At 61.5% G+C, this 22,983-nt stretch carries 18 protein-coding genes and 2 riboswitches; of the genes, 5 read left to right on the top strand and 13 right to left on the bottom strand.

From position 1 onward, the window contains the following. Window positions 1–7: 7 nt before the first annotated feature. From LQK83_RS11390 to LQK83_RS11360, 7 genes are all read right to left on the bottom strand, one after another. Window positions 8–1,021, bottom strand: coding sequence for an aldose epimerase family protein (locus tag LQK83_RS11390; protein WP_230837527.1), 1,014 nt, complete (start codon window positions 1,019–1,021; stop codon window positions 8–10). Window positions 1,022–1,046: 25 nt separating this feature from the next. After that, window positions 1,047–2,234 carry a vWA domain-containing protein gene (locus LQK83_RS11385; RefSeq protein ID WP_230837526.1) on the bottom strand — a complete coding sequence of 396 codons (1,188 nt, stop codon included), beginning with the start codon at window positions 2,232–2,234 and terminating at the stop codon, window positions 1,047–1,049. A gap of 424 nt (window positions 2,235–2,658) precedes the next feature. Then, entirely contained in the window at window positions 2,659–3,135 is a 477-nt protein-coding gene (locus LQK83_RS11380; RefSeq protein ID WP_230837525.1) for a Panacea domain-containing protein, read from the bottom strand. A 124-nt stretch (window positions 3,136–3,259) separates the two neighbouring features. Further along, complete coding sequence (gene metA / locus LQK83_RS11375) at window positions 3,260–4,198, bottom strand: homoserine O-acetyltransferase MetA (protein ID WP_230837524.1); 939 nt, start codon at window positions 4,196–4,198, stop codon at window positions 3,260–3,262. 59 nt (window positions 4,199–4,257) lie between these two features. Further along, a riboswitch (SAM riboswitch) is annotated at window positions 4,258–4,335 on the bottom strand. A gap of 28 nt (window positions 4,336–4,363) precedes the next feature. Continuing rightward, complete coding sequence (locus LQK83_RS11370) at window positions 4,364–5,203, bottom strand: AAA family ATPase (protein ID WP_230837646.1); 840 nt, start codon at window positions 5,201–5,203, stop codon at window positions 4,364–4,366. A gap of 252 nt (window positions 5,204–5,455) precedes the next feature. Beyond that, a complete protein-coding gene (locus LQK83_RS11365) occupies window positions 5,456–7,279 on the bottom strand; it encodes an ABC-F family ATP-binding cassette domain-containing protein (RefSeq protein WP_230837523.1) in 1,824 nt (607 codons plus the stop codon). 1 nt (window position 7,280) lies between these two features. After that, window positions 7,281–7,925, bottom strand: a complete 645-nt coding sequence (locus LQK83_RS11360) for a thiamine diphosphokinase (RefSeq protein WP_230837522.1) — start codon at window positions 7,923–7,925, stop codon at window positions 7,281–7,283. A 1,100-nt stretch (window positions 7,926–9,025) separates the two neighbouring features. Beyond that, window positions 9,026–9,134: riboswitch (TPP riboswitch) on the top strand. Window positions 9,135–9,174: 40 nt separating this feature from the next. Here LQK83_RS11360 and thiB point away from each other — a divergent pair. The 4 genes from thiB (at window position 9,175) to LQK83_RS11340 (ending at window position 14,180) form a co-directional block, all read left to right on the top strand. Next, complete coding sequence (gene thiB / locus LQK83_RS11355) at window positions 9,175–10,179, top strand: thiamine ABC transporter substrate binding subunit (protein ID WP_230837521.1); 1,005 nt, start codon at window positions 9,175–9,177, stop codon at window positions 10,177–10,179. A gap of 9 nt (window positions 10,180–10,188) precedes the next feature. After that, on the top strand, window positions 10,189–11,772 hold the full coding sequence (locus tag LQK83_RS11350) for a thiamine/thiamine pyrophosphate ABC transporter permease ThiP (RefSeq protein ID WP_230837520.1): 1,584 nt from the start codon (window positions 10,189–10,191) through the stop codon (window positions 11,770–11,772). Beyond that, the gene (locus tag LQK83_RS11345; RefSeq protein ID WP_230837519.1) at window positions 11,769–12,452 is read left to right on the top strand and encodes a thiamine ABC transporter ATP-binding protein; all 684 of its coding nucleotides are present in this window, start codon (window positions 11,769–11,771) and stop codon (window positions 12,450–12,452) included. The genes LQK83_RS11350 and LQK83_RS11345 overlap by 4 nt, the downstream gene beginning before the upstream one ends. Before the next feature lie 285 nt (window positions 12,453–12,737). Next, the gene (locus tag LQK83_RS11340) at window positions 12,738–14,180 is read left to right on the top strand and encodes a M48 family metalloprotease (protein ID WP_269065514.1); all 1,443 of its coding nucleotides are present in this window, start codon (window positions 12,738–12,740) and stop codon (window positions 14,178–14,180) included. 97 nt (window positions 14,181–14,277) lie between these two features. On the opposite strand, the gene LQK83_RS11335 is transcribed toward LQK83_RS11340, so the two are convergent. The 4 genes from LQK83_RS11335 to LQK83_RS11320 all read right to left on the bottom strand — a co-directional run bounded on the left by LQK83_RS11335 (window position 14,278) and on the right by LQK83_RS11320 (window position 19,341). Beyond that, window positions 14,278–14,856 (bottom strand): CarD family transcriptional regulator, encoded by a 579-nt coding sequence (locus LQK83_RS11335; protein ID WP_230837517.1) that lies wholly within the window; start codon window positions 14,854–14,856, stop codon window positions 14,278–14,280. 392 nt (window positions 14,857–15,248) lie between these two features. Continuing rightward, on the bottom strand, window positions 15,249–15,587 hold the full coding sequence (gene fdxA, locus LQK83_RS11330) for a ferredoxin FdxA (protein ID WP_230837516.1): 339 nt from the start codon (window positions 15,585–15,587) through the stop codon (window positions 15,249–15,251). Window positions 15,588–15,726: 139 nt separating this feature from the next. After that, window positions 15,727–16,140, bottom strand: a complete 414-nt coding sequence (locus LQK83_RS11325; protein ID WP_230837515.1) for an RNA-binding S4 domain-containing protein — start codon at window positions 16,138–16,140, stop codon at window positions 15,727–15,729. A 72-nt stretch (window positions 16,141–16,212) separates the two neighbouring features. After that, window positions 16,213–19,341 carry a helicase-related protein gene (locus LQK83_RS11320; protein ID WP_230837645.1) on the bottom strand — a complete coding sequence of 1,043 codons (3,129 nt, stop codon included), beginning with the start codon at window positions 19,339–19,341 and terminating at the stop codon, window positions 16,213–16,215. Between the two features lie 833 nt (window positions 19,342–20,174). On the opposite strand from LQK83_RS11320, the gene LQK83_RS11315 reads away from it, so the two are divergent. Beyond that, on the top strand, window positions 20,175–20,591 hold the full coding sequence (locus LQK83_RS11315; RefSeq protein ID WP_230837514.1) for an acyl-CoA thioesterase: 417 nt from the start codon (window positions 20,175–20,177) through the stop codon (window positions 20,589–20,591). 295 nt (window positions 20,592–20,886) lie between these two features. On the opposite strand, the gene LQK83_RS11310 is transcribed toward LQK83_RS11315, so the two are convergent. Together LQK83_RS11310 and LQK83_RS11305 are read right to left on the bottom strand one after the other, a co-directional pair. Further along, a complete protein-coding gene (locus tag LQK83_RS11310; protein ID WP_230837513.1) occupies window positions 20,887–21,612 on the bottom strand; it encodes a beta-ketoacyl-ACP reductase in 726 nt (241 codons plus the stop codon). Window positions 21,613–21,699: 87 nt separating this feature from the next. Beyond that, the gene (locus tag LQK83_RS11305; RefSeq protein ID WP_230837512.1) at window positions 21,700–22,881 is read right to left on the bottom strand and encodes an acetyl-CoA C-acetyltransferase; all 1,182 of its coding nucleotides are present in this window, start codon (window positions 22,879–22,881) and stop codon (window positions 21,700–21,702) included. Window positions 22,882–22,983 lie beyond the last annotated feature (102 nt).

The raw sequence follows: 22,983 nt of genomic DNA, 5'->3' as shown, positions 1-22,983 counted from the left end.
TCCCCGATCAGGCGTGCTTCTTGAAAACGTAGTCCGTTTCCTGCCGTAGCACCTCGCCGGGGCGGAGGATGGCGTTGGGGAAGCTCGCGTGATTGACGGCATCCGGCCAGACCTGCGTTTCCATGCAAAGGCCTGCATAGGGGCCGTAGTGGCGGCCGCCGAGACCGGGGACGGGGACGTCGAGCTTGAAGGCGGCATAGACCTGCACGCCCGGCTCCGTTGTCAGCACATCCATGGAGACGCCGGATTTCGGGCTTTTCAGCGTCGCGACCTTGCGCTTGGCGACGCGTTCCTTCGAGAGGCAGAAATTGTGGTCATAGAGCACCTGTTCGCCGTTCTCGACCTTGCGGATCGGTCGAAGGCTACGGAAATCGTAGCCTGTGCCGGCGATGTCAGGCGTCTCGCCGGTCGGGATCTGCGCGGCATCGGTCGGCAGGTAGCTATAGGCGTCAATCTGCAGTTCATGGTCGATGATGCTCTCGCCGCCATCGAGATTGAAATAGCTGTGATTGCAGATATTCACCGGGGTCGGCGCGTCGGTCGTGGATTCATAGACGATCGAGAGGCAGCCGCCGTCCTTGAGCGTGAAGATTGCCTTGATCGTCGCATTGCCCGGATAGCCGGCGCGGCCATCGGGATCGACAATGCTCAAGGTGACGGAGTTGGCCGCCAGCGCCTCGATCGTCCAGATGCGTTTGGCAATGCCGTCCGAGCCGCCATGCAGGTGGCCGATGCCCTTCTCGTTCTTCTCCAGCTGGATCGTCTTGCCGTCGAGCGTGAATTTGCCCTCCGCGATGCGGTTGGAGCAGCGGCCGGGCGTCGCGCCGAAATAGGAGGAGTGCAGCGGGTAATCCTCGAATTTCTCGAAGCCCAGCGACAGCGGCGCGTCATGGCCATCCAGCCGCAGGTCCTGGATCACCGCACCCCAGGTCAACACATGGGCGGTCAGCCCGCCGCCGGAAATGGTGACGCGGTGCACGTCTTCGCCCTTGGCCGTCTTGCCGAACAGTTCAGCGTCCATGGTATGTCCTCTATGTCTTGAAAGCTTATCGAGAGAGTTCGCGGGTGGCGTTTTCCAGCCCGCCGAGGGTCAGGGGATACATGCGGCCGTTCATCAGCGTGCGCAGCATCTGCGTGGACTGGCTGTAACCCCAATATTCTTCCTTCACGGGGTTGATCCAGACGCTCTTGGTGAAATGGCTGGTCAGCCGGTCGAGCCAGACGGCGCCGGCTTCCGCATTCCAGTGCTCCACCGAGCCGCCGGGATGGGAAATTTCGTAAGGCGCCATCGCCGCGTCCCCGACGAAGATCGCCTTGTAATCGGAGCCGAAGGTGCGGATGACGTCGAAGGTCGAAGTCACGTCAACCCTGCGGCGCTTGTTGTCCTTCCACACACCCTCATAGACGCAATTGTGGAAGTAGAAATATTCCATGTGCTTGAACTCGGACTTCGCCGCCGAAAACAGCTCTTCCGCCACCTTGATGTGATCGTCCATCGAGCCGCCGATATCGAAGAACATCAAGAGCTTGACCGCGTTGCGCCGCTCAGGTCGCGTCTTCACATCGAGATAGCCGTGTTCGGCGGTGGAGCGGATCGTGCCGCCCAGATCCAGTTCCTCGTCGGCGCCCTGTCGGATCCATTTGCGCAGGCGCTTCAGCGCGACCTTGATGTTGCGTGTGCCGATCTCGACATTGTCGTCGAGGTTTCTGAAGTCGCGGCGGTCCCATACTTTGACGGCGCGCCGGTTGCGCGACTTGTCCTGGCCGATGCGTACGCCTTCCGGGTTATAGCCATAAGCCCCGAAGGGGGAGGTACCGGCTGTGCCGATCCATTTGTTGCCGCCCTGATGGCGGCCCTGCTGTTCGGCGAGGCGCTGTTTCAGCGTCTCCATCAGCGCCTCGAAACCGCCGAGCGATTTGACCAGCGCCTTTTCCTCTTCGGTGAGGAACTTCTCCGCCATGCGGCGCAGCCACTCATCGGGAATATCGGTGGGATCGACGGCATCGGCGCTGCCGGACACGGCCTCGAGGCCCTTGAAAACCTGCGCGAAGACTTGATCGAAGCGATCAATGAAGCGCTCGTCCTTCACCAGCGTGGCACGGGAGAGGTAGTAGAAGCCCTCGACATCGAAATCGACCAGCCCCGTCTCCATGCCTTCCAGCAGCGTCAGATATTCCCGAAGCGAAACGGGAACCTTCGCGGCCTTCAGCTCGAGGAAGAAGGGGATGAACAATTACTTCCGTGCCCCCACAAATATCCCGGTCAACACCATGCCCACCAGACCTATTACAGTGGCAGCCGTTGAGCCGACAAGGAATTGCATTACGGACTCTTGGATCGGTGTATGGAAACATCCGAAGCCATTCATAAGAATAACTATTCCAACGTAAGATGCATACGAGCACATAAACCAAAAGGCCTTACCGGCGTAAGGCTTTAACATTTCATCTAGAATACTTTTTGTATTCAGTTTCTGCTTGAGTTCACTGATTTGTTCCTTGAGACGGAGCTGCTCCTCTAACAGTTGCGACTTTTCCTCCGCAACTGTTGTAAATCGCTCGCGCCATTGGTCATCGTTGACACTGGACGGAGTCGTCGTGTCCGCAAGAGCTAGCGGCGCGTTCTCCAAGTCTTCAAGACTTACATGAGTGGGTCTCTTAGCCACGTCCTGCCAGTGCCAGATCGATGTAGTGCTCTCGAATATCTTCCATGCTTAGATTTGCGTTTCTTCCGCGCGAAAAGTAAGCCTTTTCCCAAGGGGAGTTCGCCTCATGTGTAAGCTTTGATAAAGTAGAAGCGCCGAGGTGGCCGTACTTCGACCAGACCCTGTCAATCACTTTTTGCTCATCTTCCGTTATATTCTCACGTATGACAGAATCTGTTTTCGGATCTACAAGAGTATTATATTCTCCTCGATATCCGAAAGATTTGATGTGATCCCAAATGGACCGGAATACAGGGCCGTTATCCCATGCTTCAGGTAACTCTCGGATCAAAGGCTCGCCGTTAATCGCCAAATTCCAGCCATTTGCAATATGGCAGAGTTTCTGAATATACATCTGTCTCGGCCAAGCATCGTCTGCTCGCCGAAGCAAAAATTCATTTGCTATCGCTCGCGCATCGTGATCAGCCATAACCAGTTCCTCAGTTTTGAGCGTCGCCCCCTTGACAGAGCATTTCGAAATTAGACGAATCATAACATAGGATTTTGACATGAGGAATTCATTCCTCGGTCAGCTAAAAATTTTTGCCTATGAATCAGTAGCCGGGGTTGTGCTCCACCTCACCGATCTTCGCCATGTCATAGGGCGTGGTCTGGTAGATGTTATTGATCCAGTTGCCGAAAAGCAGATGGGCGTGGCTCTTCCAGCGGTTGAGCGGCTTCTTGGCCGGGTCATCTTCGGGGAAGTAATTATGCGGCACTTCGATCGCCGAGCCTGCCTGCACGTCGCGGAAATATTCATCCGCCAGCGTCGTGGAATCATATTCGATGTGGTTGAACACATAGAGCCGGTTGCACTTGCGTTCATGCACGATGCAGACGCCGGTCTCGGGCGATTCCATCAGGATTTCGAGGCCAGGCACCTTTTCGATATCGGCGCGGCGCACTTCCGTCCAGCGCGAGACGGGGATCTGGAAGTCATCCGAGAAGCCGTTGAGATAGGGTGAGGCGGGCGCCAGGTTGCGATGGCGGTAGACGCCGAAGGCCTTGTGGTCGAGCGTGTATTTGGGCACGCGGTTGAAGTGCCAGATGGCGGCCATGCCGCCCCAGCAGATGTTCATGGTCGAGTGGACATTCGTCGTCGTCCAGTCGAGGATCTGTTCCATCTCGTTCCAGTAGGTCACGTCCTGGAATTCCAGCGTTTCGATCGGCGCGCCGGTGATGATGAAACCGTCGAACTTCTGGTCCTTCACCTGTTCCCACGTGTCGTAGAAGGAAAGCAGGTGCTCTTCCGACGTATTCTTCGCCTTGTGGCCGCCGACGCGGACGAGCGTCAGTTCAATCTGCAGCGGAGACGCGCCGAGCAGGCGGGCGAACTGCAACTCGGTCTTGATCTTGTTGGGCATGAGATTGAGCAGGCCGAAGCGAAGCGGGCGGATGTCCTGACGGATGGCCACAGCCTCCGTCATCACGCGCACGCCTTCGTTGACAAGGGTTTCCTGGGCGGGCAATCCATCGGGAATCTTGATCGGCATGGTCTTCTCTCTTCCAAAACGCAAAAAACCGGCGGCGAAATCGCTACCGGTTCCAGACAGAACTGTCATCTGGGCCCATTTTAGCGACTTCTTTTACGTGGCTGCAAGCCGGCCGGCAAATCACCACGAATTCCAAGACCTATTTAACCCTAACCTGACGAAGAATCAATTCTCCCGGCGCGACATGAAGGCGAGCCGTTCGAAGAGGTGCACGTCCTGCTCGTTCTTCAGAAGCGCGCCATGCAGTTTCGGCAGGATGGTCTTGGCGTCAGCGGAGAGATCGGCCGGGTCGATATCGTCCGCCACCAGAAGTCTGATCCAGTCCAGCGCTTCCGAGGTCGAGGGCTTCTTCTTGATGCCCGGCACGTTGCGGATCTCGAAGAAGCGGGTGAGCGCCGCGCGCACCAGATCCTGGCGGATGCCGGGATAGTGGACATCGACGATCTTCATCAGCGTCTCGGCTTCGGGGAAGCGTATATAGTGGAAGAAGCAGCGGCGCAGAAACGCGTCCGGCAGTTCCTTCTCGTTGTTCGACGTGATGATGACGATGGGGCGCACTTTTGCGCGGATCGTCTCGCCGGTCTCGTAGACATGGAATTCCATGCGGTCGAGTTCCTGCAAGAGGTCGTTCGGAAACTCGATATCCGCCTTGTCGATCTCGTCGATCAGAAGCACGGTCTTCTCGTCCGACGAGAAGGCCTCCCAGAGCTTGCCCTTGCGGATATAGTTGGAGATGTCGTTGAAGCGCTCATCGCCGAGCTGGCTGTCGCGCAGCCGCGAGACCGCGTCATATTCGTAAAGGCCCTGCTGCGCCTTGGTGGTGGACTTGATGTTCCACTCGATCATCCTCAAGCCCAGACCGCTCGCGATCTGCCGCGCCAGTTCCGTCTTGCCTGTGCCCGGCTCGCCCTTGACCAGCAACGGCCGCTCGAGCCGGATCGCGGCGTTGACCGCAATCATCAGGTCCTTTTCGGCGACGTAAGTGTCGGTGCCTTGAAACTGCATGGTCATGCTTGTTTGCCCTTCCCATTTCCGTTGGAGCAAGCCGCCCCTCACCCCGCCTCCGCTTCGCTCGGCGGACCTCTCCCCGAGGGGAGAAGAGGCCGGTAACGCTGCGGCGCATTCCCTCTTCTCCCCTTGGGGAGAAGGTGGCCCGAAGGGCCGGATGAGGGGGCGCTCCGAATGCTACCGCTCGTTGGGGATCAGCCTAACCAGCGAACCAAATTTGTGCAAGCTTGAACGAATGAGGCCTCCGCTTCACCCCTCCAGCTCTTCCCGCAGCATTTCCAGTTCCAGCCATTCTTCTTCCCAGGCGGCGATCTGGTTGCGCAGCTTTTCGAGCTCGGCGGCGGTCTTGCTGAAGCCGGCGGGGTCCTTGGTGAAGAAGTTCGCGTCTGCCATTTTCTCTTCGAGCTTGACAGCCTTCTTCTCCGCCTCGTCCATCTGCTTGGGCAGGTTTTCGAGCGCGAATTTCTGCTTGTAGGAGAGCTTGCCCTTGGCTTTCTCTGGCGTAGCTGTGGCGGGGGCGTCGTCCTTCGGCTTGTCCTTCTTCGCCTCGGCCTGACGCCGTTCGGCCTCAAGTCCCTTGCGCTGCACGAGCATGTCGGAATAGCCGCCGGCATATTCGATCCAGCGGCCGTCGGGCGCATCCGGATTGGCGGGGGCGATGGTCGAGGTCACGGTGCGATCGAGGAAGTCGCGGTCGTGGCTGACGAGAATGACCGTGCCGTTGAAGCCGGCCACGAGTTCCTGCAGCAGGTCCAGCGTCTCGATGTCGAGGTCGTTGGTCGGTTCGTCGAGGATCAGCAGGTTGGTCGGCCGCGCCAGAATGCGCGCCAGCATCAGTCGGGCGCGCTCACCGCCGGACAATTGCAGGATCGGCGTGCGGGCCTGTTCCGGCTGGAAGAGAAAGTCCTTCATGTAGCCGGTCACATGGCGCTGCTCGCCATTGACCAGAAGGTTTTCGCCGCGCCCGTCGGTCAGGTAATGCGCCAGCGTGTCGTTGAGGTTCAGGTCCTCGCGGCGCTGGTCGAGGGTTGCGATGTCGAGATTGGTGCCGAGCTTCACCGTGCCCGTATCCGGCTCGATCTGGCCCGTCAGCATCTTGAGAAGCGTCGTCTTGCCGGCGCCGTTCGGGCCGATCAGGCCGATACGGTCGCCGCGATGAACGCGGATCGAGAAGGGCGCGACGATTGTGCGCTCGCCATAGACCTTCGTGATCTTCTCCGCCTCGATGACGAGCTTGCCGGATTCGCGCGCATCCGCGACGCTCGCCTGCACCGTCCCCTGCGGCCCCTTGTGGCCGCGATAGTCCTTGCGCATGGTCTGCAGTTCACCCAGCCGGCGCATGTTGCGCTTGCGGCGTGCGGTCACGCCGTAGCGCAGCCAGTGTTCCTCGCGCTCGATCGCCTTGCCGAGCTTGTGCTGTTCCAGCTCTTCCTGTTCGAGAACCTGGTCACGCCACTCCTCGAAATGGGCAAAGCCGCGGTCGAGACGGCGCGCCATGCCGCGATCGAGCCAGACGGTGGCGTTGGAAACCTTCTCCAGAAAACGCCGGTCGTGCGAGATGAGGACGATGGCCGAGCGGCTGCGGGTGAGTTCGCCTTCCAGCCATTCGATCGTGTTGAGGTCGAGATGGTTGGTCGGCTCGTCGAGCAACAGGATATCCGGTTCCGGCGCCAGCACGCGGGCAAGGGCTGCGCGGCGCGCTTCGCCGCCGGAGAGGTTGGCCGGGTTCTCGTCGCCCTTCAGGCCGAGATGTTCGAGCAGATACGTGACGCGGTAGGCATCGTCGCCAGGGCCGAGGCCCGACATGGCATAGGCCTCGACCGTCTGGTGGCTGCCGAAATCCGGGGCCTGTTCGAGATAGCGGATGGTCGCCGACGGATGGCGGAAGATCTCGCCGCTCTGCGCTTCGGCAAGGCCGGCCGCAATCTTCATCAGGGTCGATTTGCCTGAGCCGTTGCGGCCGACAAGGCAGATGCGGTCACCGGGCTCGACCTGCAGGTTCGCGCCGGCCAGCAGCGGCGAGCCGCCGAAGCTTAAGAAAATATCGTCGAGTTTCAGGATCGGCGGGGCCATCTTAGCCTCCAGACATGTCTGCGGGCCTTGCGATCACCATCGCGCGGCCGGATTGAAGCGTGATTGTCACCGGACCTTCGGCGACATTGGAAACGGTGCGCGACGAGCCGCTGTCGATCTCCGCGCGATCGAGCGGATAGCGCGCGCCTTCGATCGTCAGGCCCGACAGCGCGGAAAACGGCAGGATCGAGAAGAGCGCGCCCTTCGGCAGATCGATCTGCATCTGGCCGCCGAGATGGGCCTGCGCCTCTTCCTCGCCGGTTGTCAGCAGCGTCGGGATTCCGCGTTCAGTGAGCGAGAGCGCCAGCAGCAGATGCATCACGGCATGGTCGGTGCGCTCGCCGCCCAGCGCGCCGGCAATGACGAGCGACGTCGCGCCCCGGGCAATCGCCGTATCGACCGCGATCTCACCATCGGTGGCGTTCTTGGCGCGCGGATAGGGCTGGCGCTCGATGCCCTGCCATTGGTCAAGCAGCGCATCAGGGGCTGAATCAAAGTCGCCGACCCAGAGTTCGGGCGTCAGGCCAAGCGCCCGCGCATGCCGCATTCCGCCATCGGCTGCGATCACGCGTGTGCCGGCCACCTGGGCGGCCAGACGGTCGGTGATGGCGAGGTCGCCGGCAAGAAGAATGGTGAAAAGGCTCATGACTGGCGCTGATAGCGGAAAACCGGGCCGCCCGGAAGGGTAAAGCGTGAGGTGTGTGTCGGAAGGTGCTTGTCTTCTCCACTTGTGGGAGAGGATAGCTCGCCCCAAGAGCCGTGGGCGATTGGCTTGGCGGGCTTGGTGAGGGGGATTTGCGGCGAATGCCGGGGACAAAACGGCCCCCTCACCTGGAAAATCTAGCACTTGGCTTTCCGATAAGTTTCTGATTTTCCTTCATTTCCCGCTAGGGGAGAGGTTAAGCCGCACCCTCTCCTCCGTCATCCTCGGGCCTGTCCCGAGGATCTGACCACGCCGAATGCACGCCGCACCGTCGATTGCTTGGCTTCGTCAGCAGATCCTCCGGACAAGCCGGAGGATGACGGCCTTTGGGATCTGCCAAGGGTGCCTCAAGTGAGCCTGACAGAAAAATTTGATCCCTCAATTTCCCCGCTCTCTCCGACAAGCCTTATCCTATACCCCTCCCGTCACCGGATGGACCAGCGACGGTTGGCTCAGGCGGGAGGAGAGCTTGATGATGTCCATCGTAACGTGCGGCGGATGTCATCAGGGGGCGCGGGCGGCGGTGGATCTGACACATCCCTCGAAACGACTCCCCCGATGGGCTGCGAATAGCTCGGCGGCCAGGCAACGCCTGAGAACCCGTCTGCCTCCGCAGGCGGTTTAGCGAGGCGGCCCGCGCTTGAGGATCAGGATCGGATGCGGTCCTGCCTTGCAGATCTCGACGGGTCGCGCTGGCGCTCCGCCGTACTTTTTAAACTACCAACTGGGCGGCGCGTCAGCGTGGCTCTCCGGAAGCTGATGTCCTCAGACAGGGGCGGAGGCGTTAAGGCCGGAGCGGAACTCGGGAGAGGTTTTTCCCGAGGCTTTTGGCGTGGCGCAAGGCCACTCTCCCCTCTTGAGGGGGAGATGTCAGCGAAGCTGACAGAGGGGGGTGCTACACGGAAGAACGCGAATGACGGCCGAGGATGCCGCACCATACCCCCTCTGCCCTGCCGGGCATCTCCCCCTCAAGGGGGGAGATTGGATGTGACGCCCGCCCCACAAAAACCTTGTCACAATTCCCGCCAACCCTTAAATGTCAAACTGCTCTAACGGGGTGCTGTTTCGTGAGAAACGGCTGAGAGGCTTCAATGCCAACCCGAAGAACCTGATCCGGTTAGCACCGGCGGAGGGATTAGACGGCTCGCGATCAAGCGCCTCTTCCCCTGTATTCGAAACCAAGGAGGCGCAGATGCGCAAGACAGTTCTTCTGGCGGCTCTCGCCGCACTTCTTTCCTCGACATCGGCATTTGCGGCCGGCAAGACGCTCACCGTCTATACTTACGAGAGCTTCACCGCTGAATGGGGTCCGGGGCCGAAGGTCAAGGCGGCGTTCGAGAAGACCTGCGGCTGCACGGTCAATTACGTCTCGGTGGAGGACGGCGTGGCGCTGCTCAACCGGCTGAAGCTGGAAGGCAAGGACACCAAGGCCGATGTGGTTCTGGGTCTCGATACCGGGCTGGTTGCGGATGCCAAGGCGACAGGGCTTTTCGCGCCGAGCGGGATCGATGCCGCTGCGGTCAAGGTGCCGGGCAATTTCAAGGATGACGTGTTCGTGCCTTATGACTATGGCCATTTCGCCGTTGTCTACGACACCGAGAAGATGAAAACGCCGCCCAAGAGCCTGGACGAACTGGTCAACGGCAATCCGGACGAGAAGATCGTGATTGAAGACCCGCGCACCTCGACGCCGGGTCTCGGGCTGTTGCTCTGGATGAAATCGGTCTATGGCGACAAGGCGGGTGACGCCTGGAAGAAGCTGTCCAAGCGCGTGCTGACCGTGACGCCGGGCTGGTCGGAAGCCTATGGTCTTTTCACCAAGGGCGAAGCGCCGATGGTGCTCTCCTACACGACCTCGCCCGCCTATCATGAGATGGAAGAGAAGACCTCGCGCTATCAGGCGGCGAGCTTCTCGGAAGGCCATTACATCCAGATCGAGGTGGCCGGCATGACGGCGACCTCCAAGGACCCTGCGCTCGCCAAGTCCTTCCTGTCCTTCATGGTGAGCCCCGCCTTCCAGGACATCATCCCGACGACCAACTGGATGCTGCCCGCCGCCAAGATGGACCAGCCGTTGCCGGACGCCTTCAACAAGCTGGTGCAGCCGGCCAAGACCTTCCTCATGTCGCCGGAAGAGGTGCAGAAGAACCGCAAGGCCTGGGTGGATGAATGGGTCGCCGCCATGGGCGCCAAGTAAGGATCGTTGATGCATGCGCGGCGCGGCATAAGCGGGGAGCGGATCGGCGGAGCCATAGCGCTCGCCTTCATTCTCGGCTTTGTCGCGCTGGCGCTGGCGCCGCTTCTCCGCTTCGGCGGGGCAGGCGGGATCGATCAACAGCTTGCGAGCGTGCTGACATTCACGCTCTGGCAGGCCTCATTGTCTACGCTGCTCTCCGTCTTCTTTGGAGCCGTCGTCGCGCTTTCCGTGGCGCGGCGGCCGAGTTTCACGGGCCGGGTGTGGTTGCTGCGCTTCATGGCCGCGCCGATGGGGCTTCCCGCGCTTGCCGCTGCTTTCGGCGTGCTGGCGGTCTGGGGGCGGGAAGGTGCGTTCAATAGTGTGCTATCTTTCTTCGACCTCGGCACGAAGTTCAATGTTTACGGCATGACGGGCATCCTGATTGCACACACCTTCTTCAACATTCCGCTGGCGGCGCGGCTCTTCACCGCCGCGCTCGATCGCTTTCCGCCGACCTACTGGAAACTCGCTGCCAATCTCGATCTCGGGCGCGTGGCACTGTTTCGCCTCGTCGAGGGGCCGGCGCTGATGGCGGCGCTGCCGGGCGTGGCGGGGCTGATCTTCATGCTTTGCGCCACCAGTTTCACGCTGGTCCTGACACTCGGCGGCGGACCGGCCGCCACGACGCTGGAAGTCGCGATCTATCAGGCGCTGAAATTCGATTTCGAGCCGGGGCGGGCGGTGTTTCTGGTTCTGGTGCAGGTCGTGCTGACCGGACTGGTGCTTGCCTTCCTCGCTGCCTTTCCGGCGCCTGCCGAGGAGCGGGCGCAGCAGGGGACTGAGCTGCGCCGCTTCGATGGCGGGTCACTTGCCTCAAAGCTCTGGGATGGCGCGGTCATCGTCGCCTTCCTCCTGTTCTGCGGCGCGCCTTTCGTGGCGATCCTGGTCGATGGCCTTCGTGCGGATTTCCCGCATCTCCTCGCCGACCGCCTGTTCTGGCGGGCGCTCCAGACGAGCGCTGTGCTCGGGCTTTCGGCGGCGTTGCTGGCGCTTCTGCTCTCCTGGCTGATTGCGATGGCGCGTGTTTCCACTGGCTCCCGCATCTTTGCCGGATGGCTGGATGCGGGCGGATCGCTGATCCTGCTGACGCCGCCCATCGTGCTTTCGACCGGCTGGTTCCTCTGGCTCAGGGGCGGCGACGGCTTCGCGCCCTATATCCTTGTCGCGATCATCAATGCGTTGATGGCGCTGCCCTTTGCATTGCGTGTGCTGCAGCCGGCGGTGCGCAGCCATGTCGAGCGGACGCGGCGGCTGTCGCAAAGCCTTGGGCTCAGCGGCCTGCAGCGGCTTCGCATCATCGATGCGCCGGCGCTTTCGCGGCCGCTCCTGATGGCCTTCTTCTTCGCGCTGTCGCTATCGCTTGGCGATCTGGGGGCTGTGGCGCTGTTTGGTGGCGAAGGCTTCGTGACGCTGCCCTGGCTGATCTATGCGCGGCTCGGCAGCTATCGCACCACGGATGCGGCGGCGCTGACGCTCATTCTCGCCGCCGTCTGCATGGCCTTTGCCGTGCTCGGTACGCCGTCCGAGCGGCGGCGCGGGGAGGCGGGACGATGACAAAGGCGGTTGAGCTCTCCAGCGCCGGTCTCACGCTCGGCGACCATCGGTTCAGCTTCGATCTGGCGGTTCCGGAGGGCGCTTTCGTGGCTGTCACGGGGCCTTCCGGTTCGGGCAAGAGTACGCTCTTCAATATTCTGGCCGGCTTTGAGAGGCCGCATGCGGGGCGTGTTCTTCTTGGTGGCGAAGACATGGCGGCGGTTCCGCCGGGCAAGCGGCCTGTCTCGCTGATCTTCCAGGACAACAATCTCTTCGCGCATCGCGACATTTTCACCAATGTCGCGCTGGGCGTCAGTCCATCGCTGCAGCTGGATGATATGGCGCGCGCGGCCGTTTCCGATGCGCTTTCCCGCGTCGGGCTTGCCGGCTTTGAAAAGCGCATGCCGGCGACGCTGTCCGGCGGCGAGAAGCAGCGGGCGGCCTTTGCCCGGGCGCTGGTGCGCAAGCGGCCGATCATGCTGCTGGATGAGCCCTTTGCCGCGCTCGACCCCGAGCTGCGCCACCAGATGGGTGCACTGCTTGCCGCCATGCACCGCCAGGAGGGCTTTACGGTCCTGATGATCACGCATGATCGGGAAGAGGCGAGGCGGCTTGCCGACCGGTTTGCCATGGTTGAGGCAGGCCATGTCGCCGGGCAGGGCCAGATCGCCGACCTGCCGATGTTGACCGCACGAGGGTGACGCTTAAGCGCCACACTTCCGGCGAGTTGAGATGCGATGCGGCTCTGCAACAGCCGGGCAAATCTGCGACATTTTTCTGTGCAAAACTCTATGCAACCGGGGGTCAATCGGCTAGACCGGGCTTGCCATGCTGCGAAAGCGAAGAACGGGTCGCCACGAGACAAGGCAAGCCGGCTTCAGGCGGGAATGCGGAACGAGATGAGCAAAGCATTGTTTTTGTTTGCTGAAGGCGTCAGGGCGCGTCAACTGCCCGCGGGCTTCGCCAGACGCGCGCCGCTTGTCGTCATGCTCGGCCTGAGCATTGCTCTTTCCTCGTGCCAGAGCATTGTTGCCGATACGGCCTCGAGCGCGAATGCGATCGGTCCCTCCAGCAATCCGCAGGTCTTTTCCGAAGCGCAGAAGAACGATCCCAACGCCTCGATGGGTGCGCGCGAGCATCCGCGGATTCTGGCGACCTATGGTGGTGAATATACCGACCAGAAGACGGAAAAGCTTGTAGCCCGCATTGCGGGCTCCCTGACGGCCGTTTCGGAGAACCCGAAACAGTCCTATCGCATCACCATTCTGAATTCGCCGGCCATCAACGCTTTCGCGCTGCCGGGCGGCTATCTCTATGTGACACGCGGGCTTCTGGCACTGGCCAATGACGCTTCGGAAGTCGCTGCCGTGCTGGCGCATGAAATGGCCCACGTCACCGCCAATCACGGCATTCTGCGTCAGCAGAAGGAAGAGGCCGAGCAGATCGCAAGCCAGGTCGTTTCGGAAGTTCTGCAGAATGACGTGGCCGGCCAGCAGGCGATTGCGCGCGGCAAGCTTCGTCTGGCCGCCTTCTCGCGCAATCAGGAACTCCAGGCCGACGAAATCGGTGTGCGCATGCTGGGCGAGGCGGGCTACGATCCTTACGCCGCCGCCCGCTTCCTGACCTCGATGGAGAATTACGGCCGCTTCACCGCCGTCAATGGTGAAGACCAGAGCCTCGACTTCCTGTCCAGCCATCCGAGCGCGCCGCAGCGCGTCGAGCTGGCGCGCCAGCACGCCCGCGCCTTCGGCCAGGAAGGCACGGTGGGAGACAAGGGACGCGACTATTATCTCGCCGGGATTGACGGGTTGCTCTTCGGCGATAGCCCCAAGGAAGGCTATGTGCGGGGCACGACCTTCCTGCATGCCAATCTCGGCATCCGGTTCGACGTGCCGGAAGGGTTCCAGATCGACAACAAGGCGGAAGCGGTGCTGGCGACCGGTCCCGGCGACATTGCCGTGCGCTTTGACGGCGTCTCGGGCCAGCAGCAGATTTCGCTCACCGATTACATTGCCAGCGGCTGGGTGACGGGCCTCGACAAGGGCTCGATCCGCGCCATCAAGGTCAATGGCATGGATGCCGCGACCGCTCGTGCCTCGGCGCAGAAATGGGACTTCGACGTGACCGTCATTCGTTCCGGCACGCAGATCTATCGGTTCCTGACGGCGGTGCCGAAGGGTAATCCGAAGCTGGAGGATATTGCCGGCGAAATCCGCGATTCTTTCCGGCGCATGACGCCAAGCGAAATCGCCTCGCTGAAGCCGCTGCGTGTCCGCGTCATTACGGCCGGGCCGAAGGATACGGTCGATACGCTTTCCGCCCGCATGATGGGAACGGACCGCAAGGCGGACCTCTTCCGCCTGCTCAACGCGATGACGGCTTTCAGCCCCGTGCGCCCCGGCGACAAATTCAAGATCATTTCGGAGTAGGCAGCGGTTCTGCCGCGGACGCTACTGCCTTCACGGCAAACAAAAACCCCGGCCTTTCGACCGGGGCTTTGAGCTTTCCAAAGAGAAGCTTCGCAGATTATGCGGCTTCTTCTTCCTCCTGCGCGTCGTCCTCTTCGATGGCCTTGCCACGCTTCGGACCCTTGTTGAGGTTGGTCTCGACGAGACGCACGGCTTCCGTTTCGGACGTGCGGTTCACGGCAGCGATTTCGCGCGCCATGCGGTCGAGGGCCGCTTCATACAGCTGACGCTCTGAATAGGACTGTTCCGGCTGGTTTTCAGCGCGGTACAGGTCGCGCACGACTTCGGCAATCGCGATCAGGTCACCGGAATTGATCTTGGCATCATATTCCTGCGCGCGGCGCGACCACATGGTACGCTTTACGCGCGCCTTGCCCTGAACAACCTTCAGAGCCTTTTCGACACTGTCGTTCTCGGAAAGCTTGCGCATGCCGATGCTGACGGCCTTGGCGACCGGAACCTTCAGCCGCATCTTGTCTTTCTCGAAATCGATGACAAAAAGTTCGAGCTTCATGCCCGCCACTTCCTGCTCTTCAATAGTCACAATCTGACCGACGCCATGAGCGGGGTACACGATGGACTCGCCCGTCTTGAAGCCGTGTCGGATTGCTGCCGGTTTTTTCTGCTGGGTCGTCATGCGTCAAAAAAACTCCCTGTTTTCCCCCGGGCTTTGTCGAAAGCCCAAGGCCGGGTCAGTTCGGCCCGGGTAGACGGCAAGGCCGTCGTTGGCACTGGCTGGCCCATCAGCCGGGCGCAAAAACAATCTCCCTCAACGCAAAAAAACCTTTGAGCAACGCGACGGTTGCTTTTCAGATGTTTGATCGCGTTTTCAGGATCAGTTGCTTTCGTGGTGGTTGGCGCGTGCAAGTTCACGCGTTTGGGTCAGTCTTAGTACCCTATCACAAAAAACTGAGGAAATCAACGATTTGATATGGCAACCGAAAGCAGTTCGGGGCAGCCGCCCCTCATGAGGCAGCGCCCGCCGTGATTTGCCATGCTCTCGTGCCCGTACGGGACCCTTGTGCGGGCTCAGTTGCCCTGGCCGGGTTCGGCCGAGAAGTACTTCTCGAACTTGCCTTCTTCGCCGTCATATTTTTCGGCTTCCGGCATCGGGTCGCGCTTGACCGTGATGTTGGGCCAGATCGAGGCGAATTCCGTGTTCACCTTCAGCCACTTTTCCATGCCCGGCTCCGTGTCGGGCTTGATGGCCTCTGCAGGACATTCCGGTTCGCAGACGCCGCAATCGATGCATTCGTCCGGGTGGATGACGAGGAAGTTCTCGCCTTCATAGAAGCAATCCACCGGGCATACTTCGACGCAATCCGTGTATTTGCAGCGAACGCAATTGTCAGTCACGACATAGGTCATGCGGCACTCCAGTTCAACCGGCGGATTTCAAATGAATCGACGCCATCTGTTTCGAGACGTCAGGTAACGGCTTTAAAATGCCATTGCAAGCGCAAAACCCGCCGAAATTGCCGCAATTGCGAGCATGAATTTCCAATCGTCAGTCGGTGTCGACAAGCCCGCGCTTCAGCCGGTCGATGGCGCGGCGGTCCTTCTTTTCAGGGCGCCCCGCACCCACGGCGCGCTGGGCCTGTTCGAATGGGGTTATCGCGTCTCTCGGCGGCGGGGGTGGCGAGAGGTCTTCATAGAGAAGTTTCGCCTCTTCATAAGGTCCCCGGCGATCTCCACCAGCAACCACCTTCAGCACGACGTCGCGCCGTTCCAGCGTCACGGCAACCATGTCGCCCGGCTTGACCTGGACGGAGGGCTGGGCAATGCGCTGGCCGTTGACGGTGACCTTGCCACCGGAGACGAGCGTCTGGGCGAGCGAGCGCGATTTGGCGACACGCGCGAAGAATAGCCACTTGTCGATGCGCTGGCGCGCGGCAACGAGTGGCTGGCTCTCCGACATCACGGCTTCGCCTTACATTCCTGTTTGAGGCATGTCGTTATCGCAAAACCGCTGCACACTTTTGCGCGACATGCGTTACTTCTTCATCTGGTCCTTGAGGATCGCGAGCTTGGCGAAGGGCGAATCCGGATCGATCGGCTTTTCCTTGCGCGGCGGAGCGGCGCTCATGACCTTGTTGCGGTCATTGCGATCATGCTGGGGCTTGCCACCACCGCCGTGACGGTTCTCGTCGCGGTCGCGATGCGGCTTGCCACCGGGCTTACCGCCGAAGCGCTGTTCCTTGCGGTCGCCCTGGGCACGATCGCCCTGATTTCTTTCGCCTTGGGCGCGATCGCGGTTGCCACCACGGTTTGCACCCTGGTTGCGGTCGCCCCGGCCTTCGCCTCTGCCTTCACCGCGATTTTCGCCACGGTTCTGGTCGCGGTTCTGGTCTCTGGGACCACGGTTGTCGCGGCGGGGACCGGCGTTCTGACGCGGCTCGCGCTCATGACGGCCACCCGGACGCCACAGCAGAACCGGCTTGGGCGCGGTTTCCTCGGCGGAAGCTTCGCCAGCGGCTGCGGCGTCTGCCGGAGTGGCTTCGGCAGCGGCGGCCTCTACCGGTGCGGCTTCTGCGTGAGCGGCAGCCTCTGCGGGCTGCTCTTCCTGCTCCTGACCGGCATCGCTGTCGGCAGTGTCGTCTTCGGCCGATGCTTCCGCGGCTGCGGGCGCTGCCGCACCCTCTGCCGGAGCGGCCTTGGCGTCCTGTGCCGCGAGGAAACTTGCGGCTTCTTCTGCCGTCACGCTGTCGGCGCGGTAGCCGAGACCCTTGAGGATCTCTTCCATGTCGTCCAGCGTGGCGCCCAGAATGGAGAGCATCGCCGGTGTCGTCACAAAGCGGCGGCCATCATAGGCCCCGTCGGGGCGCTTGCCCGTCTCCGGCTTCCACTGCAGAAGCGGACGGATCAGGTCGGCAAGGCGTTCCAGAATGTCGATGCGGACGGCGCGCTTGCCAAGGAAGCGGAAGCCGGCGAGACGGTAGAAATTGCGATCGATGTTCTGGTCGGTGACGACCGAGGTGCGGCCAGCGGCCAGCACCGGGATCAGGTCGCCGTAACCCTGCTTGTCCATGGAGTCGTTCTTCAGCGCCCAGAGAAGCGTGATGAGTTCGGCCGGGGCCGGCTTCAGGAGTGCCGGCATGAAGACGTGGTAGGCGCCAAAGCGGACACCGAGCTTGCGCAGCGCCGCGCGATGTTCCTGGCTCAGCGACTTCACCTCTTCGGCGACGTCACGGCGGAAGAGAACGCCGAGATTTTCAACGAGCTGAAAGGCCAGGCCCTTGGCCAGACCTTCGAGGTCTTCGGCGCGGGACAGATCATCCAGCGGCTTCAGCACCGTTGCGATATGATGATTGACGAAGCGCTCGATGCGGGCGGCGACGTGATCACGTGCCGGACCGGTCAGCTGCTCGTCAGCAAGCAGGATCACGCGGGGATGCAGGATGTGATCGGTCGAGGTCAGGCGCGCGACGGGATCGCCCAGCCAGCGCACGACGCCTTCCGAGGTCAGCGCCAGATCGCCATTGCCGGCGGCGTGGAGACGTGCGGCGCGCGCTTCGAATTCCAGCGCGAGCGCCTTCTGCGCTGCCGACAGCATCGCCTTGGCTTCCTGGCCTTCCGCCGCATTTGCCAGTGTGAACCGGAAACCGGCCAACTGTCCGACGTGGTGGCCTTCAACGAAGACGTCACCGTTTACACTGATTTCTGCTTCCAGCATCGCATTCTCTCTCAAGCGCTTCATGAGCACAGATGTCCTGCGATCAACAAAGCGTTTCGTCAACCTCTCATGCAGCGCGTCGGATAACCTATCCTCGATTTCGCGCGTCTTTTCTTGCCAGTGTGTCGGATCGGCAAGCCATCCCGGACGGTTCGACACATAGGTCCAAGTTCTGATTTGCGCAATGCGCGCCGATAAACTGTCGATTTCCCCGTCCGTGCGGTCCGCGCGGCGGACCTGTTCGGCCATGTAGTCCTCGTTGACATGACCGCGGCGGACCAGATCGGAATAAATCGTCGAAATGATGTCGGCATGCTGCGCGGGGGCAATGCGGCGGTAATCGGGAAGCGCGCAGGCCTCCCACAGCGTTTCGACGCGCGCAGGCCGGTCGGCGAGATCGCGGATTTCTGGAAGGGCGGCGAGGAAGTCGAGCGCCTGGAGGTCCACGGCTGGAAGCGCACGGGTCAGGCCGCTGATGGCAGGCGCAGCATTCAGACTCTCCTGCAACGCGCGGATCGAGGTGTAATCGACGGCCTTGGAACGCCATTGCAGAACCTTCACCGGGTCGAAGACATGCGCCTCGATCCGTTCCACCAGTTCGTCGTCAAACGGCGCGACCTGGCCGGTGACGCCAAACGTGCCGTCATTGAGATGGCGGCCGGCGCGGCCGGCGATCTGGCCGATCTCGCCAGGATTGAGATTGCGATACTGATAGCCGTCGAACTTGCGGTCCTGCGCGAAGGCGACATGGCCTACATCGAGGTTCAGGCCCATGCCGATCGCGTCGGTGGCGACGAGAAAATCGACATCGCCGGACTGGTAGAGGCCGACCTGGGCGTTGCGGGTGCGGGGGCTCAGTGCGCCGAGCACGACAGCCGCACCGCCGCGCTGGCGGCGGATGAGCTCGGCAATCGCATAGACCTCTTCCGCCGAGAAGGCGACGATGGCCGAGCGGGCGGGGAGACGCGTGATCTTCTTTTGTCCGGCATAGAGAAGCTGCGACAGGCGCGGGCGCTCGACAATGGTGATGCCGGGCAGGAGGTGGCTGAGGATCGGGGCCATGGTCGCGGCACCGAGAAACAACGTTTCCTCGCGGCCGCGCAGATGCAGAATCCGGTCGGTAAAGATATGGCCACGCTCGAGATCGCCGGCGAGCTGAACTTCGTCGATCGCCGCAAAGGCCGCCTTCGTCTCGCGCGGCATGGCCTCGACCGTGCAGACGGTGAAGCGCGCGCCGGGTGGCGAGATCTTCTCTTCGCCGGTGACGAGGGCGACATTGGCAACCCCGACGCGCTCGGCAACACGGGTATAGACCTCGCGCGCCAGAAGGCGCAGCGGCAGGCCGATAACGCCGGAGCCGTGCGCAACCATGCGCTCGATGGCGAAATGGGTTTTCCCGGTATTGGTCGGTCCAAGCACCGCGGTCACGCCGCGGCCGCTCAGGATCATGGGCTGGATGGTCACGTCGTTCTTGTTCCCGGCTTGGCCGGCCTTGCTTCACTCTCGTGCTGAGAGACATGCCCGCTTGGGCGCTGAAGTGCAAGGGCGAAGGCGATTGCGGCTGGCCTGCAGATGGCGTCTCAGGCGGCGTTCCGCAAGCCTCGGAACAGCTTGGGAACGAATCGGAGACGAATCGATGACTTGTGCGCGTTCCTTTTATGTTCCATACCAGATGTAGAGAGATTCGCCGATTCCCATCCAGATCGTGAATCGTCACGGCGAATCCGGATTCGACTCTAAGCCGGGCCTGAGAATCGACGAAAAGGCCTGGCAAGACGATTTGGAAATTATGGTTAACAGACTGTTAATTTGGGCCAATTCCGCACGATTTCAGCACTGGCGTTAACACCTCGACCAAAGCCGGAACGAATCATCGACGAATCAGAGATGTGTTCTTGTTCCCGTTGCGTTCTCCACAAGATGTGGTGGTTCGGCTCGAGCTTCGGACATAGAAACGATTCGGAGGCGTTCTGTTTTCCGCGACGCGACCGTGTCGCGTTAACGATTTGCCGGGGGGCCTTCACCTTTCGGTAAGTTATCTCTCACGTTAACTTTTGGAGCTCCGAACCAAAGCGGGAACGAATCACCGACGAATCACCGACCTTGCCGTCTTCTTGGTTTGTTCACCGCAATATGTGGTGGAAAAACAATTTGTTAACCATAGATTTGAGTCCGCGCAAAGCCTCTTGACCGCGCTTTTGTTAACCTTTGCGCTTGCGGGTGCGAGGGTTCTGATTTCTGCTTGGAGCAATGAGAATCAGGTGAGTTCAGGGGAGGTCAGCATGGAACTCGTCACCTATCGTGGCGTCGTCTATCCGGTGCAATGCGATGTCATGGGGCATATGAACGTGCAGCATTATATCGGCGCGTTCGATCAGGCCGGCTGGCATCTGGTGGCCGCGATCGGCTACAAGCCGTCCTGGCTGAAAGAGCGGAACTGCGGCTGGGCGGACAGGCGCTACGAGATCGACTTTATCGACGAGTTGCCGGTGGGCAGCCTGTTCGAAATCCGCAGCCGGTTCCTGAAGGTGGGGCGCACGTCGTTGACGACGCATCATGCCATGTACAATTCGGAGAAGGGTACGCTGTCGGCGGAAATCACCGCCGTGACCATTCTGTTCGATCTCGTGGCGCGCAAATCGACGCCGCTGCCGCCGGAGATGGTCGAGGGAGCGAAGGCCTATCTGGCTGACGCGTGAGGCTTCATGCGCTGTCGCCTATTGGCCACTGGGCGTTGAACGCCGCCTCCGGCGACGCATCAATCGACAACATGTGAACTTGTTTCCTGCGGCTCCCCCCTCACCCCGCCTCCGCTTTGCTCGGCGGACCTCTCCCCGAAGGGGCGAGGCGGTCCTTGCACGCTGCGGCTCTTGCCTCTTCTCCCCATCGGGGAGAAGGTGCCGGCAGGCGGATGAGGGGGCGGCGCAGCCGAGAAACGGCTTCCTGTTGTCGTGCCGGCCGTGCCCCAGGGCACGGCCGGCACAGCCTCATCAATCAGGCGAAATATTGCCCGCCATTGGCCGTGATCGTCGAGCCGGTGATGAAGCCGGCGTCGTCGTTGACGAGGAAGACCACGCAGCGGGCGATTTCTTCCGGTTCGCCGAGGCGGCCAACCGGGATCTGCGGGATGATGCGCTCGTTGAGCACCTTCTCCGGCACCGCGCGCACCATTTCCGTGCCGATATAGCCGGGGCAGATGGCGTTGACGGTGATGTTCTTCATCGCGCCTTCCTGGGCGAGCGCCTTGGTGAAGCCGATGTCGCCGGCCTTGGCGGCGGAATAGTTCGTCTGGCCCGCCTGGCCCTTCTGGCCGTTGATCGAGGAAATGTTGACGATGCGGCCGAAGGAACGGTCGCGCATGCCGCCCCAGACCTGATGGGTCATGTTGAACAGGCCGGTGAGGTTGGTGTCGATGACCTCCTTCCACTGCTGCGGCGTCATCTTGTGGAACATGGCGTCGCGGGTGATGCCGGCATTGTTGACGAGGATGTCGATCGGGCCAAGCTCGGCTTCCACCTTGGCAATGCCATGGCCGCAGGCTTCGTAGTCCGAAACGTCCCATTTGAAGGTGTGGATGCCGGTCACCTTGGTGAAATCGGCGGCGGCTTCGTCATTGCCGGCGTAAGTGGCGGCAACCTTGTAGCCTGCATTCTTGAGAGCGATGGAAATGGCCGCGCCAATGCCGCGCGAGCCCCCTGTGACGAGTGCGACTCTGCTCATGATAGTCCTCCGGAAGCTTATGGATTTTGTTATATCCCGCGACCTTCCCGGGGTCGCGGGCCTGTCGGTCGAGCCGTTGCCGGTCGATTACATCGCCTCGACGCAGAGGGCGACGCCCATGCCGCCGCCGATGCAGAGCGTGGCAAGGCCCTTCTTGGAGCCGCGGCGGGCCATTTCGAAGAGCAGCGTGTTGAGGATGCGGGCACCCGATGCGCCGATCGGGTGGCCGATGGCGATCGCGCCGCCGTTGACGTTGACGATCGATGGATCCCAGCCGAGGTCCTTGTTCACGGCACAAGCCTGCGCGGCGAAGGCTTCGTTGGCTTCGACGAGGTCCAGATCGTTGATCGACCAGCCAGCCTTTTCCAGCGCCTTGCGCGACGCCGGGATCGGGCCCGTGCCCATGATGCGCGGATCGACGCCGGCGGTGGCCCAGGAGACGATGCGGGCCATCGGCTTGATGCCGCGGCGGCCGGCTTCGGCTTCCGACATGAGTACAGTGGCGGCTGCGCCATCGTTGATGCCCGAGGCGTTGCCGGCGGTCACGGTGCCTTCCTTGTCGAAGGCGGGCTTCAGCTTGGTCATGGCGTCGATGGTGGCACCGGCGCGGATATATTCGTCGGCATCCACGATGATGTCGCCCTTGCGGGTGGAGATGGTGAAGGGAACGATCTCGTCCTTGAAGCGGCCGGCCTTCTGGGCAGCTTCCGCCTTGTTCTGCGAAGCGACGGCGAAGGAGTCCTGATCGTCGCGGGTCAGCTGCCATTGCTTGGCGACGTTTTCAGCGGTCGTGCCCATGTGATAGCCATAGAAGGCGTCCGTCAGGCCGTCCTTGATCATCGTGTCGATGAGCTTGAAATCGCCCATCTTGGTGCCGCCACGCAGATGCCCGCAATGGGGCGCCATGGACATGGATTCCATGCCGCCGGCCACGATGATGGAGGCGTCGCCCGTGGCGATCTGCTGCATGCCGAGTGCGACGGCGCGGAGCCCTGAGCCGCAGAGCTGGTTGAGGCCCCACGCGGTGGCTTCCTGCGGGATGCCGGCCTTCATGGCAGCCTGGCGGGCCGGGTTCTGACCTTCGCCGGCCGGCAGCACCTGACCCATGATGACTTCGTTGACTTCCGCTGGGGAGACGCCGGCGCGCTCAAGCGCTGCCTTGATGGCGGCCGCACCCAGTTCGTGTGCCGGTGTGTTGGCAAAAGCGCCGTTGAAAGAGCCAACGGCGGTGCGGGCTGCGCTGGCGATGACGATGGATGGGGTGCTCACGACTTGGTCTCCTCGCGTCCTTTGGGCATGATTTGCCCTTTGCGTCTTTTACGTGAGCCTGACAAACCCGTCGAGAGGAGTCAAACCCGATTTCTCGCCTTC

Origin of the sequence: Rhizobium sp. C1, from assembly GCF_021026335.1 — a bacterium.
Lineage (GTDB): Bacteria > Pseudomonadota > Alphaproteobacteria > Rhizobiales > Rhizobiaceae > Ensifer_A.
Note: the sequence above shows the minus strand (reverse complement) of the source record. Positions and strands in the feature narration are given on the sequence as shown.

Excerpts from the sequence above, each read along its gene's own strand:
- LQK83_RS11350 (WP_230837520.1), top strand. The coding sequence starts at position 10,189 with ATGCATGCGCGGCGCGGCATAAGCGGGGAGCGGATCGGCGGAGCCATA.
- LQK83_RS11365 (WP_230837523.1), bottom strand. The coding sequence starts at position 7,279 with ATGGCCCCGCCGATCCTGAAACTCGACGATATTTTCTTAAGCTTCGGC.
- fdxA (WP_230837516.1), bottom strand. The coding sequence starts at position 15,587 with ATGACCTATGTCGTGACTGACAATTGCGTTCGCTGCAAATACACGGAT.
- LQK83_RS11360 (WP_230837522.1), bottom strand. The coding sequence starts at position 7,925 with ATGAGCCTTTTCACCATTCTTCTTGCCGGCGACCTCGCCATCACCGAC.
- metA (WP_230837524.1), bottom strand. The coding sequence starts at position 4,198 with ATGCCGATCAAGATTCCCGATGGATTGCCCGCCCAGGAAACCCTTGTC.
- LQK83_RS11370 (WP_230837646.1), bottom strand. The coding sequence starts at position 5,203 with ATGCAGTTTCAAGGCACCGACACTTACGTCGCCGAAAAGGACCTGATG.
- LQK83_RS11315 (WP_230837514.1), top strand. The coding sequence starts at position 20,175 with ATGGAACTCGTCACCTATCGTGGCGTCGTCTATCCGGTGCAATGCGAT.
- thiB (WP_230837521.1), top strand. The coding sequence starts at position 9,175 with ATGCGCAAGACAGTTCTTCTGGCGGCTCTCGCCGCACTTCTTTCCTCG.
- LQK83_RS11310 (WP_230837513.1), bottom strand. The coding sequence starts at position 21,612 with ATGAGCAGAGTCGCACTCGTCACAGGGGGCTCGCGCGGCATTGGCGCG.
- LQK83_RS11335 (WP_230837517.1), bottom strand. The coding sequence starts at position 14,856 with ATGACGACCCAGCAGAAAAAACCGGCAGCAATCCGACACGGCTTCAAG.
- LQK83_RS11340 (WP_269065514.1), top strand. The coding sequence starts at position 12,738 with ATGCTCGGCCTGAGCATTGCTCTTTCCTCGTGCCAGAGCATTGTTGCC.
- LQK83_RS11345 (WP_230837519.1), top strand. The coding sequence starts at position 11,769 with ATGACAAAGGCGGTTGAGCTCTCCAGCGCCGGTCTCACGCTCGGCGAC.
- LQK83_RS11380 (WP_230837525.1), bottom strand. The coding sequence starts at position 3,135 with ATGGCTGATCACGATGCGCGAGCGATAGCAAATGAATTTTTGCTTCGG.
- LQK83_RS11390 (WP_230837527.1), bottom strand. The coding sequence starts at position 1,021 with ATGGACGCTGAACTGTTCGGCAAGACGGCCAAGGGCGAAGACGTGCAC.
- LQK83_RS11320 (WP_230837645.1), bottom strand. The coding sequence starts at position 19,341 with ATGATCCTGAGCGGCCGCGGCGTGACCGCGGTGCTTGGACCGACCAAT.